Source organism: Limosilactobacillus oris DSM 4864 (assembly GCF_001434465.1).
GTDB lineage: Bacteria > Bacillota > Bacilli > Lactobacillales > Lactobacillaceae > Limosilactobacillus > Limosilactobacillus oris.
This window is the reverse complement of the sequence record NZ_AZGE01000003.1, coordinates 84,410-96,884: the sequence shown is the minus strand read 5'-3', so window position 1 is coordinate 96,884 and position 12,475 is coordinate 84,410. Positions and strand designations below refer to the sequence as shown.

Sequence of the window (12,475 nt, the reverse complement as noted above, 5' to 3'; positions counted from 1 at the left end):
GTCTACCAAGCTGTCATCAGACAGCTTTTATATTCTATCACAACTACCATTATCAAGTCAACAACTAATTTCAAGTAATTATTTGTTAGCTTTCAAACAAGTAGCTTAAATAATATATCATGCTGTCAAAACGATGTCAACGACTTTTTTCAAAGCTGCTTATTCCCTTTGACAACGTTAATTACTATACAAGAATTACCAATTACTGTCAACAATATTTTGAACCTTAACTACTAGCCAGAAACACTAAATAATGAACGATCATTTAGTGTTTGCTCATTATCATGGAACATCGGCTAAGTTTTAGCAACAATTTCACCGGACTCAGGGCCTAAAAGTGGACTGATAGCGAACTATTCGCCAAGCCCAAACATTTCAGATTTATTACGTTTATCCTAATATTGTCCCTGCTATCTTCACAAGGCGCAGATTTCCTGCTAAACTTCATCACTGTTAACTAGCTATAAGAAAAGGAGAATACCGTTGACTACACTGATCGACTTTATATTACATATCGACACGCACATCATCCAAATTGTAAATCAGTTTGGCGACTGGACTTACCTAATCCTGTTTGCAATTATCTTCATTGAAACTGGAGCGGTAATCATGCCGTTTCTTCCTGGGGATTCGTTGCTGTTTGCCGCCAGTGCGATTGCTGCTGACCCCCGTTATAACCTCAACATCTGGATTTTTGCCCTGCTTTTCTTAATCGCCTGCCTGGGTGGTGACTCACTGAACTTCTTAATCGGTCACAAAGTCGGCAAGACTCTTTCTAATCACTCGCTCTTTGGCAAACTGATTAATAAAGAAAGTCTAGCAAAATCGGAAGCCTTCTTTGAGCGTCACGGTGCGCCCGCAATCATCCTTGCCCGGTTCATGCCAATTATTAGAACCTTTGCCCCCTTTGCTGCGGCAGGATCTGGCTTCCCATACCGCCGCTTTATCCCATACAGCATCATTGGCTGCTTAGCTTGGGTAATCCTTTGTTGTGGTTCAGGCTACTTCTTTGGAAACCTGCCGTTTGTTCAAGAACACTTCTCGGTAATTATTCTTGGGATTATCTTTGTAACCCTGCTCCCAGCAATTTTCGGTTTCCTAAAGTCGAAATTTGGTAAGTCCAGTGGCGAAGTGGAGGTATCCCCAGAGTACCGCGAGGAAGAAAAAGACTAAACTCACCCAAACTATAAACAGCTCTGTAAAAAAGCTCAGCGGCATCAGTAAAATAATCGGGTCCACCCGCGGATTCAACACCCAGTCCATCTTAGCAAAGAGCCAGTAATGGCTGGTAATGAACAAACTAGGAAAGTCAACCAGCATCATTGTCAAAATAACCGCTAATATGCTCATCCCCCACGCTAACGGTGACAGCAACTGCCAAAGTTGTTGCCGCCGTTTTTCTTTTTGCAAAAGTATGCAGGCAGCTGACGTACTAACTACCATAACCAGCTCATTAAGCAACAGGTAGCGTTTCACATCAGCAAAGTGGCCCCGTGCCGCTGCGGTGAGCGGCATCTGCTCTAACACTAACCGGCTACCTGGGAGCTCAAGGTAAGCAAGCAGCCGCCGGTAATCACTATTTATCCCATTTCGACTGACTTGTAATGATCCAGGATGCGAAATGAACCATGGTGAAACATTAATCGTAATAAAAAGAGCAACGCTAAACACGCTAATAATACATACTAGCGTAATCAGGATTGCTCTTCGACTAGTCAATCTGCCAATCATCTAAAGTCGCCACCGTATATGTCGGTTGAATCTCTTCTTGTTCAACTTCAGCTGGACGGGAAAGGCCCGTGTAAACTAACAGGCTGTCCATTCCAACGTTAATTGCCGCCTGAATATCGGTATGGTAGTTATCCCCCACCATCACCGCGTCAGCCGTAGTTAAACCAACTCGTTTTAATGCCATTTCCATAATAATTTTTTCGGGTTTGCCAATCATCAGCGGCTTTTGTTGGGTTGCGTACTCCACTAACTTAACAAGTGAGCCCGCTCCCGGAACCATCCCCCGTTCGTTAGGAAGGTTGCTATCAGCGTTCGTGCCAATAAATTTAGCACCGGCCCGAATCAATAGTACCGCCTTCTCCAGCTTTTCATAGGTAACATGGGAATCCAAGCCCACTACAACAAAGTCCGGATCCTGGTCATCGTCCTTGAAGCCCTTCGCAGCTAACGCCTCTCGGAGGCCGCTTTCCCCCACTACGTATACCGACCGTCGTTTCCCGGCAATTTGATCTAAGTAGTCAGCAGCTGCCAGTGCCGTTGTGTATATATTTTCAGGGCCCACGTTGATAGCATGGTTTTGGGCTAAGTTATCGGCGACAAATTGGGGTGACCTGGTACTGTTGTTCGTTACAAATAACACTTGCTTCCCGGCCGACTGGAGCCGTTTGATAAACCGGGCCGCGGCTGGAATCCGTTTTTTCCCCTTATAGGTAGTGCCGTCGAGGTCAATAAAATATGCTTGGTAATTAGCGGTCATTACTAATCCTTGTCTCCTTGTTTCCGTGAGCGAATCACAAATTTTTGCTGGTGTTTTCCCGTTCGCACACGTTTAGCATGCTGGTTGCGCCGGTGCTTAACATCTGGTTGATTAGCTTTCCGCCGCCGTTCTTTAATTGCCGGCCCCCGTGAGTGGCGTTTCCGTCGCCGGTGCTGACGAGGGAGATGCACACTGTCATTATGGACAATAAAATAGGCACAACCGAAATTACAATCCTCGTAAAGGAAATCCTCAATTGTTTCAACACCATGTTCGGAATTATAAAGCGGATTTTGCCGGTCATAGAAGCCCGTTAACCGCAACTGTTCATATCCCCAGTCACCAACAATGTAGTCATATTTACTGAGGATATTGCTAAAACGCTTGGCAAATTCCTCACCATCAAAGGCGTGCCGGTACTCCTTCACGAGCTCATATGCATGCCCATTCAGCTGGAAGTGCTTCTCATCCGTCGCTTCATAGTGATAAAGATCCGCTCGTTGCTCTTCCCGCTGGTCAATATAATCTTGAATTTTTGCCCGGTTCACCCTGTCACCTTCTTTTGGATTGATTTAACTCCTCTATCTTACACCATAAAGCTCACCGTTGCTTCTCCAAATCGGCTGCCTTGGCGACAATCATTTGTTCAATTTCGGCAAAGTTTACGGGAGCACCAAAAGCGGGCCGCGGGTTCAGGTAATCAAGTTCCGGCGCATCAATTCCCACATTAATATTTTCCTTTACTGGCACCGCATAGTGGTGAATATGCCCATGCAGGTTAATAATTTGCGGCGCAATTCCCAACATCATTGGGTAGTGAGTCAAGTAGTACTGCCGGTGGTTGTACTTTAAAAGTACCCCCACATCATGAAATTCATACTTAGGGTGACCGTCAACCATAAAATTATGCGCGGCCAGGTACTTGAACAGGGCCCGGCTATCGTGGTTGCCTTTCACCAGCACTAACCGCCCATGAAGTTGTCCTAGCACGTCGGCAATTGCTTCGTACGCCTTCCGCGGCGGCTTGGTAAAATAGAGGGCGATATCACCAAGGTGGTAAACAATATTGTGCTCACCAACCTTAGCATTCCAGTTATCAATAATTGTTTGGTTCATTGTCGCAACATCTGGAAATGGCCGCGGCGCAAACTTATCCACGCCCAGAAGCTCACTGTGAAAGAAATGCGTGTCAGCTGTTACAAATTGCATCAAACCACCCCTAAATTAGACAAAAGGCTGGGAAAAACGGTTCGTTTCTTCCCAGCCTCCATTTTAATTAACATTTTCGTATAGCCGGTAAATTCCCGGTCATAGTTTAAGCCTAGTTAGCTTCTTTTTTCAAGCGTTCGATATCGCGAACAATCATTAATTCTTCGTTAGTTGGGATCAACAGGGTTTTCACCTTAGCATCGGCAGCCGACAAATCCCGTTCAACACCATGGCATTGGTTCTTTTCCTGGTCAATCTTGATGCCGAAGCAGTCCAGGTTGTCAGTAACCAGTTTCCGAACTGGGGCACTGTTTTCACCAACACCAGCGGTGAAGACAATGGCGTCCACTCCGTCCATTTCGGCGATGTACGCACCAATGTACCGCTTGATCCGGTTGACGTAAATATCCAACGCTAATTGTGCCTTTTCATTTCCCTTATCAGCAGCGGCAAGGATGTCCCGCATGTCCGGTGATAATTCTGAAATTCCCAGTAACCCAGACTTGTGGTTCAAGGCATCAATCATTTCATCGGAGGATAGCCCGGCCTTTTCTTCAACAAAAGCAACCAGTGAAGGGTCAACATCCCCGGAACGGGTTGCCATTGTAATCCCGGCCAGCGGCGTAAAGCCCATTGAAGTATCAAAGGACTTCCCATTCTTAACGGCCGTGATAGAAGCACCAGCACCAATGTGCATCGTAATCAGCTTGAGATCTTCCAATGGCTTCTTCAGCATCTTCGCAGCTTGGGCAGCAACATAGCGGTGGCTAGTACCATGGGCACCGTACTTCCGGGCACCGTACTTTTCATACCATTCGTAAGGGATGCTGTAAAGCGCGTTCTTCTTCGGCATTTCCGCGTGGAATGATGTATCAAAAACAGCAATTGCGAATGCGTTTGGTAATGCCTTCCGGAAAGCCTTAATTCCCATCAATTCAGCCGGATCATGCAGTGGGGCATATTCTGCTAAAGAATCAATTTTTGCAATTACGTCGTCGTCAATAATGGCAGAATCCTTAAAGTATTCACCACCGGCAACTACCCGGTGACCCACGGCGGTAATCTCATCGTAGTTCTTAACAATTCCCAAAGCAATCAGCTGATCGAGCAGGTACTTGATTGCGGCCCCGTGGTCAGCAAATGGTTGGTCGTCCTCGTGCTTTTGACCAGCGTACTTGATCTTAGCATGACCCATCTTTTCTCCAATTCGCTCGATGGTTCCCTCAGCAACTACTTCCTCACTAGGCATATCAAAGAGCTTAAACTTTAATGTTGAGCTTCCGGCATTAACTGCAATTGATTTTGACATAAAACTGTCTCCTTTTATTAATTTAAGTTTGTCTGGACCCACTGGTCAATTTCCTGCATAAAGGCACTGAACTCCTGTGGCTTTTTAAACGACGGAAATTCGCCAAGGAGCACCTTGACCGCCTGCTTGCTCTTGCCACCATGACGTTGCAGGAGCAGGATGGCCTTTTGGGCATTCTGGTTGGCAAATAGCTCTGCTGGAAGGTTAATTAAACCTTGTAAGTAGCCGACAGAGTGCATCCACTGGATAAACGGTTGGGCTTCCTTCGTTTGGAAGAGGTTGCTTGGAACCAAGAACACACCAAAGCCACCCGGCCGCAAGTAATTCATCGCTTGTTCAATCAAGAGGTGATGAACGTACGAATGACCCTTTTGAGCCCGGGTCTTATAGTTTTTGGTATTCTGATCCAGCGGATAATAGCCAATTGGCAAATCCGCCACCGCCAAGTCACATTCCGGAATATCCAGCGCATTAATCGCATCCTGGTGAAAAAGATCCACGTCTAATCCTTGAAGGGCTACACTAGCGCTTGCCACTTCCAGCATTGCCGGATCATTATCAATTCCGTAGCCATGAATTGGCTCAGCACTGGCTTGTTGGAGCTGGTTGATGATCGTCGTCAAAAGGTTACCAGTTCCGACGGCGGGGTCGAAAATCGTGGAAGGCCGATCAAGCTTACTGATCTTCTCAATCAAAAACGCCATTAAAAAGCCAATGGTATCTGGCGTCATCTGGTGGTTGGCCTGGATTGCGTCCTTGCGAATCACCTTTAAAAAGCTCAGCTGAAGGACCTGACGAATGGTTTCAGCCGAAGCGTCTTTCAGGTGCATTTCCTGATAGAGCTTTTCGAGCTGCTCAACCGTTTTCTTGTCCGGCACCCCATCTTCAACCGCCACCCGGCCGTCAATCACGTTTTCCGCGTTTTCCAGCATGGCGTCAAGGTACGAACTCCGCAAAGCCGCTTGCAGGATTTCAGTCCCCTGATCAAAGAGTTCAAACAATTTCTGTGGTGTTTGTTGCAATGTCCCTGTCACCCCCTAATTAATGACAAACATTACATTAACAGTTTACCGATTCTCCGTTGCAAATTCAAGATAACGCTTTCCACTCACCGGATTTTCTGGCTTAAATTTTGACGTGCCCGGAGTACCAACTCATCCGTCAGCTGCTTCTCCAATTGATACTGAGTCGCATAATAGTGGTACTGAAAAATTAGTGTTATACAAATGCAGCTAAGTACCACTAGGCTGGTAATCATAACGTAGCCCTGGTGACGGTTACCGATCCTTTTCAAAGCAGACAACCCCTTCTAATTTTTGACCATTGGTTCGCACGACAGTAACATGAACCCGCTGACTATCTAACCGCTTAAAGGCACTCTGTTCGCCCCTAATATTACTAAAGATTGGCATATAGCCACCATTAGGCGCGCGGAGATACAAACGATCCCGCAAGCATAGTTCATAAATTCGCCGCTGGTTCAAGTCGTACAGTTCAAGCTGGTAACGCTCAGTCCGTTTGAGGGCGAACCGGTGGTCTGGCGATTCCAGCTCTTGGAGACAAATTATCCAGTCCGTAGCACGGTCCAAAGATGGCCGACTTGTCGTTCGAATCGCGGTTAAGGCATAGCCCGTTAACACCACCACCAAGCTGGTCACCAGCAAGGCCCCAATACATTCAACTAACGTGAAAGCCGACCGTTTCATAGTCGAATCACCAACCGTCCCTGATACCACACCGCGGCCTGATTAGAGTCCGCGACCGCGTGATAGTTAGCCCGGTTAATGACCGTCTGGCGATGCTGAATTCGGTAACCATCACTAGCCTCTTTTAGTAACCGGGCCGCAGTCAGCTTAATTAAATGCTGCCGTTGTTGATAATGCAACTGGACTTGGCAGACTGCTAACGATCCCAAACCAATACTAATGATTAGGAGCGCTAAAATGCTATCCGTCATCACGAATGCCCTCGTCTTTTTTAACATCATATTCCCCCCGTGCCATCTGAATTACCAGGCGGTAGCGACACCGCCCACTCCGCGAATAAAACCGCTGGGTTGCGGGCTTTACGTAGCCATCCGCCTGCATTTCAATCGGCGAAAAGCGCTCGACCCGCATGGTTGCCGGAACCGCTATCGTGGTGCGATTTTGCCAGCTGGTAAAAACCACCGCATTGGTATCCGCAGAATAAGTGATCGTAGTTGGCTGACGCTTGAGCTGAGCCCGTGTCTGTGCCAAATGCCATTGCTGGCGAAAGCTCTGCCAAAATCGCTGCTCAACCACCTGTTCATGGCTGTGACTAACCAGTGGACCGGTAAAGAGCAGGATTACCGTAACAAGTGCTAAGGCAATGACCATCTCAAGCATCGTAAACGCTTTGGCTCTGCTCATCGTCGGTATGCTTTCCCATTAGCAATGACGATCTGCTCCCGCTGGGCGCGAGCAACCTGGGCCTTGGTCAGGTAGTCATCCGCCTGGAGTTGGGCATAGCTGACCCGGTTCGTACCGTGTTCGTTCTCATAGGCATCAATTTGGGTTTGAACAACGGCAACCATTGCATCACCATGTACGCGATTAGCATGACGACGCTGCTGGGCTAAGTTTGGCAGCACGATTAAAATCAGCAAACTAATAATAAAGAGCACTATGGACATTTCTAGTAAGGTGAAGCCGGACCGCCGCCGTTTGAAGACTTTTTTCATTAGTACACCCCCTGAATGGACTGGTAGATTGGCAGCAAAATACTCAGGTACAGGACCACAATTACTACCGCAATGACGATAAAAATAACTGGCTGAACAAAACTCAGTAATTCTTCTAGCTGGGCTAGCAACCGTTGAAACTGAATCTTGCCTAAGGCCATCAAATCAGTCCCAAGCTGGTCTATTGTCGTTCCCTTGTCTGCTAAAATCACTAACTCATTCGGTAAATACGGACGACTGTTGACTAAGCCCTTAACATCGCCACCGGCAGCCAGCTGGCTTTGGAGAAGCTGACCAAGGCAATAAAGCAGGGACCGGGGCGCAAACTGGTTCACAACGGCTAAAATTTCTTTTAATGACATTCCGCACTGCAAGAGGGTCGCTAAAGTAGTGGATAAATAATAACCATAGTACAGGCAATAGCAGCGCCCGACTACCGGCAACCCACACAGCCAGGCCGCCCGTTGATCAGCATTGAAATGATGCCACCGGCAGCCAGTGCGAACACTCCACCCCAAGGCTGCAAGGAGGACAAAAATCAGTAAAAAAATACCGGTTTCTTTCAGCCGGTCCCACTTGATTCCCGCGGTCCCGGTTTGCCAGCTGCTTAACTCGGGAAAAACGTAGACGCTTAGCCCCACCATTAAGGCACCGAGTAAAAAGAGCAACAGGAGCGGGTACTGCAACAGTCTGTGAAGTTTCTGCCGCTGACGCTGCTTTGTTAGCAAAAGCGTCCCGATTTCAGTTAAAATGTGGCTAAGTTCACCGTGTTTCTCCGCTAACAGCAACTGATAATAAAGGTCCGCCCCCACGAAGGGTTGCATGCTATCCGCAAACGACTTCCCCTCCATCAAGCGTTGGTTAACCATTACTAACGCCAACCGCTGCCGCTTCATCACCACGGTCGTAAACGCCAGGGCGCGCTGCAAGGAAAAGCCGACCTTTAGCAGGTCCCCCATTAGTAAAAACCATTTTGCCTGTGCCGCCTGGTTAAAACTAACCCTGCGCAAACGCCGCTTGAACCGCAGAACTAATCTTTTTTTGGTCATAAGCCCGTTGAAGGCGTGTCCGCCAGTCATCTGTCATCCCCCGTTTCTTATGATTTACTAACGCAGCCTGCAAGTCCGCTCCCCGTAAGGAATCGAACAGGACCGCCTGCTTCCCGTCTTGACACGGTAAGAGTCGCTGATAAAAAACTCCCGTTAAAACCTGCTCCAGATAAAAAGGTGCAACCCCCAGCTGCTCCAGCCGCGCTACTACCCCAAAGACATTCTGCGCGTGAACAGTCCCCAGCACGAGGTGACCGCTCAAAGCAGCCTGGACGGTCATCTGGGCTGTCTCTGGGTCGCGAATTTCACCGATAATAAAAACGTCCGGTCGGTGGCGAAGACCTAGCCGGAGCAATTGTTGGTAATTCATCCCGGCCAGTTCATTGACCTGGAGTTGGACAAAGGATGGCTCATCAATTTCCACCGGATCCTCAATTGCCATGACTACCTGCTGGTCAGCCACCTGCCGGGCCAATTGATACATTGTGGTGGTCTTGCCAGACCCCATGGGTCCCGCAAACAAGACCAGCCCCCGTTGCTTTAACAGGTCTTTTAACTCCTGCCACTGATCTGGGAAGAGCAAGTGGTAATTGCTAGCGCTGAAATGATAGATAAAACGCACTACTAAGGACTCGCGCCCCTGGTAGTCGCCGACGCTCGAGAGCCGCAAGTTAATAATTTCCGGCCCGTGGTGCCATTCCATCGCTCCTAACTGCGGCCGCCGGTGTTCACTAACCGCCATGTCCGCCTGGTACTTTAAATAAGAGATCAGCCGCTGACCATAGTCAGGCGCAACTTCCTTAACTACCCTTAATTGTCCCTGGCAGTTAATCAGCAGCCGGTAATACTTTTTATATGGCAAGATATACAAGTCAGCCGCTCGCCGACCAATCGCCACTGCAATTTCTTTTTCAAATCCAATCATCCAAAAAGCCCCCTCACCTATAAGAAACGGTAACGGGAGCCATTTAAACTAAAAAATCCAATTCTCATCATCATGAGAATTGGATTTTTTAGTTCATCGTAATGACTACTTATTCTTCATCGTCGTCATCGTCATCTGGTAAAATTCCAGTTTCGTAGATGTCGGCAACATCATCATTAGCAGTTAATTCATCAATTAAATGCCGGTATTGCTTAACCTTGTCTTCAGGAACGGCCGTCCGGTTTTCTGGGATCATCGTTACTTCGGCAGTGTCCAGGTCGTAGCCCTTTTCCTGCAAAGCATCACGAACAGCAGTCATACTACTTGGGTCAGTGAAGATTTGGAACTTTTCTTCAGTGGCCTTCATATCATCCGCACCAGCATCCAGGGCGTCCATCAACATGTCGTCTTCACTGGTGTCAAGATCATCCCGCAAAATTTCAATCAAACCTTGGCGGTTGAACATGTAGGCAACGGAACCACTAGCACCCAGCGAACCACCAGAGTGACTAAATGCTGAACGAACAGCTGAAGCAGTCCGGTTCTTGTTATCAGTTAAGGCGGAAACCATTACGGCAACCCCACCCGGAGCATACCCTTCGTAGGTAACTTCTTCGAACTTTGCGCCACCAATACCAGAAGCCTTAGCAATCGCCCGGTCAATGTTCTTCTTTGGCATGTTAGCCGCGTGGGCCTTGTCAATGACCAGCCGTAATTGGGCGTTGTTAGCTGGATCAGGATCACCTGCTTTAGCTGCTTGGTACAAATCACGGGAGATCTTTTGGAAGATCTTGCCCCGCTTAGCATCCTGGGCGTTCTTCCGCCCCTGAATGTTATGCCATTTTGAATGTCCTGACATTACTGACTCCTCTTTTCTTTATTAATGTGATAAACAGATAAATTTTAGCAAAAAACGACTATGAATTCAAGGTTACCGTCGAGACGATAATCGCAGGCTTAACAGCCGGATTACCCACAGGACGATGGCAACTACCGCCAGCAGGCCCAGCCAGGTTAATGCAGCGGCCTGGAAGCCAGTCGCCAGCTGGGCCGCCAACGAACTGTATTCAGGATTAGCAGCGGCTAGGTGGGGAATGACGCCCTTGACTGTCATTACCAGCCCCCCACTAACCAGCAGGGCAAGCGTACAGATCCAAGAAAAGCTCTGGACTAAGTGACGGTGGATAACAGCCCCTACCAGCATTATGACCATGAGAACACTGCTGATGCCGAGAACCGTAGTATTAACCATCCGCGCCAGTTGGAGGCTGTTGATTGCCTGCTTTACCTGCGGGGTATTAATTCGCGAATTAACGGCAGAATTGATATTGTCGTTGACCGCAGCGGTCGTCCCGGACGGCAGTAAACTTGTTGAAATGCCAAATTGGGCTAGCTGACTGTTGGCCTGGCCAGCTAAGCGGTTGGTAACCTGACTCAGGTCCAGGCTTAGCTCCTGACCCGCGAAGGCTTGGTTCACCACCGTTCTAACAATTCGATCGGTATCGTCCTTCGTCAGGACCGTACGCGGAATACCGTACTGGCTTAGCCCAGCCTGCACTTGGTCCAGCAGGTCTGTTTCTACCGTTGATGAGGTGACTTCGTGCATTACAAACCGCTTGTTAAAAACCGTCCGGCTAGCAATTAAGCTAACCATTAACAGGACCAGAATAACTAGCCCACAGATGTTAAACGCAAGGTGGGGGCCCTGTTTGCCAGCCGAGTCATGATTGCGCCGCGCTTGGTGAATTCCACTCCGTGTTTGCACTGGTCTCAGCCACCTATTGCAAACGGGTCGACTGCCGTGGAATAATGCTGTGTTCCAAGATGACGTCGCTTTCGCTGTCATCCTTGTCTTCCATCAGCTTCGTTAACAAGCGCATGGAAACAGCACCAATATCGTACAGCGGCTGGCTAATTGAAGTCAGCATTGGCCGGCACAGCCGAGTGTAGGTCGTGTCATTGGATGAAATAATCTCAAAATCGTCTGGCACCTTGATGCCGCTATCCGTGAGTCCGTTTAACAGTCCCACCGCCAAGTGGTCATTCGTCACGTAAGCAGCCTTGACGCCGGAATCGGCAATTGCCTTCGCCTGGTCATAAATCTGCTTGTAGCTACCATCGGTTTCAATTACCAGCTGGTCATCAAAATCGACCCCGGCATCCGCCAAAGCATCCTTGTAGCCGCTGAGCCGGTCATCGGCATTGATTGAGTAGCCGAGCGAGCTCGTTACTAGGGCAACGTGGTCGTGGTTGTGATCCAACAACCGGGTTACCGCTTCTTTGGCAGCCTTGCGGTAGTCGATCCGAACTGCCGGAAGTTCCTTATCGTTGACCACGGAGCCAGCAACCACTACCGGTGTACTGCTCGACTTAAATTCAGCCCGTAATTCTGGGGATAAATCAAAGCCCATGAAAATAATTCCGTCAACCTGCTTAGCATGGAGGTTGCGAACCACCTTCAAGATCTTGTCATTATCATAATCCGAATTAGCCAGAATAATGTTGTACTTGTACATTGAGGCAATATCATCAATTCCCAAGGCAAGTTCCGCAAAGTACGGGTTCGTGATGCTAGGGATTACTACCCCGACCGTGGTCGTCCGCTTGGAAGCTAGGCCCCGTGCTACGGCGTTTGGCCGGTAGTTTAAACGTTCAATTACGTCAAGGACCTTTTGCCGAGTGGCCGGCTTAACGTTGGGGTTGCCATTAACCACCCGGGAAACGGTCGCCATCGAAACCCGCGCTTCACGCGCAACGGTATAAATTGTCACAGCTTGTTTTTCCATAAGATAGC

Annotated in this window: 16 protein-coding genes; 1 reads left to right on the top strand and 15 read right to left on the bottom strand. The window is 48.4% G+C overall.

Translation table 11 applies throughout. The annotated features are described in order from the left end of the window. Nucleotides 1-483: 483 nt before the first annotated feature. Complete coding sequence (locus tag FC49_RS02955) at nt 484-1,173, top strand: VTT domain-containing protein (protein WP_056984113.1); 690 nt, start codon at nt 484-486, stop codon at nt 1,171-1,173. Here FC49_RS02955 and FC49_RS09740 read toward each other — a convergent pair. The 15 genes from FC49_RS09740 to ccpA form a co-directional block, all read right to left on the bottom strand. Further along, nucleotides 1,099-1,719: a TIGR01906 family membrane protein gene (locus FC49_RS09740; RefSeq protein ID WP_162253471.1), complete on the bottom strand. Its 621-nt coding sequence runs from the start codon at nt 1,717-1,719 to the stop codon at nt 1,099-1,101. The two genes, FC49_RS02955 and FC49_RS09740, sit on opposite strands and share 75 nt — an antisense overlap. Next, a complete protein-coding gene (locus FC49_RS02950; RefSeq protein WP_003714031.1) occupies nt 1,712-2,488 on the bottom strand; it encodes a TIGR01457 family HAD-type hydrolase in 777 nt (258 codons plus the stop codon). The genes FC49_RS09740 and FC49_RS02950 overlap by 8 nt, the downstream gene beginning before the upstream one ends. Nucleotides 2,489-2,490: 2 nt before the next feature. Further along, the gene (locus FC49_RS02945) at nt 2,491-3,036 is read right to left on the bottom strand and encodes a YutD family protein (protein WP_003714030.1); all 546 of its coding nucleotides are present in this window, start codon (nt 3,034-3,036) and stop codon (nt 2,491-2,493) included. A gap of 52 nt (nt 3,037-3,088) precedes the next feature. Beyond that, nucleotides 3,089-3,697 (bottom strand): metallophosphoesterase, encoded by a 609-nt coding sequence (locus FC49_RS02940; RefSeq protein ID WP_056984111.1) that lies wholly within the window; start codon nt 3,695-3,697, stop codon nt 3,089-3,091. 112 nt (nt 3,698-3,809) lie between these two features. Beyond that, entirely contained in the window at nt 3,810-5,006 is a 1,197-nt protein-coding gene (locus FC49_RS02935) for an acetate/propionate family kinase (protein ID WP_003714364.1), read from the bottom strand. 17 nt (nt 5,007-5,023) lie between these two features. Further along, entirely contained in the window at nt 5,024-6,028 is a 1,005-nt protein-coding gene (locus FC49_RS02930; protein WP_003714362.1) for a class I SAM-dependent methyltransferase, read from the bottom strand. A 255-nt stretch (nt 6,029-6,283) separates the two neighbouring features. Then, entirely contained in the window at nt 6,284-6,712 is a 429-nt protein-coding gene (locus FC49_RS02925) for a ComGF family competence protein (protein ID WP_003714357.1), read from the bottom strand. Next, the gene (locus FC49_RS02920) at nt 6,709-6,963 is read right to left on the bottom strand and encodes a hypothetical protein (RefSeq protein ID WP_003714360.1); all 255 of its coding nucleotides are present in this window, start codon (nt 6,961-6,963) and stop codon (nt 6,709-6,711) included. The genes FC49_RS02925 and FC49_RS02920 overlap by 4 nt, the downstream gene beginning before the upstream one ends. Next, a complete protein-coding gene (locus tag FC49_RS02915) occupies nt 6,953-7,396 on the bottom strand; it encodes a type II secretion system protein (protein ID WP_156402452.1) in 444 nt (147 codons plus the stop codon). The genes FC49_RS02920 and FC49_RS02915 overlap by 11 nt, the downstream gene beginning before the upstream one ends. Continuing rightward, nucleotides 7,393-7,707, bottom strand: a complete 315-nt coding sequence (comGC, locus tag FC49_RS02910) for a competence type IV pilus major pilin ComGC (RefSeq protein WP_003714367.1) — start codon at nt 7,705-7,707, stop codon at nt 7,393-7,395. Before comGC ends, FC49_RS02915 begins: the two co-directional genes overlap by 4 nt. Beyond that, a complete protein-coding gene (locus FC49_RS02905) occupies nt 7,707-8,786 on the bottom strand; it encodes a type II secretion system F family protein (RefSeq protein WP_225349512.1) in 1,080 nt (359 codons plus the stop codon). The genes comGC and FC49_RS02905 overlap by 1 nt, the downstream gene beginning before the upstream one ends. Further along, entirely contained in the window at nt 8,704-9,681 is a 978-nt protein-coding gene (gene comGA / locus FC49_RS02900; protein ID WP_003714365.1) for a competence type IV pilus ATPase ComGA, read from the bottom strand. Before comGA ends, FC49_RS02905 begins: the two co-directional genes overlap by 83 nt. A 109-nt stretch (nt 9,682-9,790) precedes the next feature. Then, nucleotides 9,791-10,540: a YebC/PmpR family DNA-binding transcriptional regulator gene (locus FC49_RS02895; RefSeq protein WP_003711612.1), complete on the bottom strand. Its 750-nt coding sequence runs from the start codon at nt 10,538-10,540 to the stop codon at nt 9,791-9,793. Nucleotides 10,541-10,612: 72 nt separating this feature from the next. Further along, the gene (locus FC49_RS02890; RefSeq protein WP_056984110.1) at nt 10,613-11,446 is read right to left on the bottom strand and encodes a hypothetical protein; all 834 of its coding nucleotides are present in this window, start codon (nt 11,444-11,446) and stop codon (nt 10,613-10,615) included. A gap of 13 nt (nt 11,447-11,459) precedes the next feature. Next, on the bottom strand, nt 11,460-12,467 hold the full coding sequence (gene ccpA / locus FC49_RS02885; RefSeq protein WP_003711614.1) for a catabolite control protein A: 1,008 nt from the start codon (nt 12,465-12,467) through the stop codon (nt 11,460-11,462). Nucleotides 12,468-12,475: the final 8 nt, after the last annotated feature.

Excerpts from the sequence above, each read along its gene's own strand:
- FC49_RS02915 (WP_156402452.1), bottom strand. The coding sequence starts at position 7,396 with ATGAGCAGAGCCAAAGCGTTTACGATGCTTGAGATGGTCATTGCCTTA.
- FC49_RS02920 (WP_003714360.1), bottom strand. The coding sequence starts at position 6,963 with ATGACGGATAGCATTTTAGCGCTCCTAATCATTAGTATTGGTTTGGGA.
- ccpA (WP_003711614.1), bottom strand. The coding sequence starts at position 12,467 with ATGGAAAAACAAGCTGTGACAATTTATACCGTTGCGCGTGAAGCGCGG.
- FC49_RS02905 (WP_225349512.1), bottom strand. The coding sequence starts at position 8,786 with ATGACTGGCGGACACGCCTTCAACGGGCTTATGACCAAAAAAAGATTA.
- FC49_RS02940 (WP_056984111.1), bottom strand. The coding sequence starts at position 3,697 with ATGCAATTTGTAACAGCTGACACGCATTTCTTTCACAGTGAGCTTCTG.
- FC49_RS02935 (WP_003714364.1), bottom strand. The coding sequence starts at position 5,006 with ATGTCAAAATCAATTGCAGTTAATGCCGGAAGCTCAACATTAAAGTTT.
- FC49_RS02895 (WP_003711612.1), bottom strand. The coding sequence starts at position 10,540 with ATGTCAGGACATTCAAAATGGCATAACATTCAGGGGCGGAAGAACGCC.
- FC49_RS02925 (WP_003714357.1), bottom strand. The coding sequence starts at position 6,712 with ATGAAACGGTCGGCTTTCACGTTAGTTGAATGTATTGGGGCCTTGCTG.
- comGA (WP_003714365.1), bottom strand. The coding sequence starts at position 9,681 with ATGATTGGATTTGAAAAAGAAATTGCAGTGGCGATTGGTCGGCGAGCG.
- comGC (WP_003714367.1), bottom strand. The coding sequence starts at position 7,707 with ATGAAAAAAGTCTTCAAACGGCGGCGGTCCGGCTTCACCTTACTAGAA.
- FC49_RS02950 (WP_003714031.1), bottom strand. The coding sequence starts at position 2,488 with ATGACCGCTAATTACCAAGCATATTTTATTGACCTCGACGGCACTACC.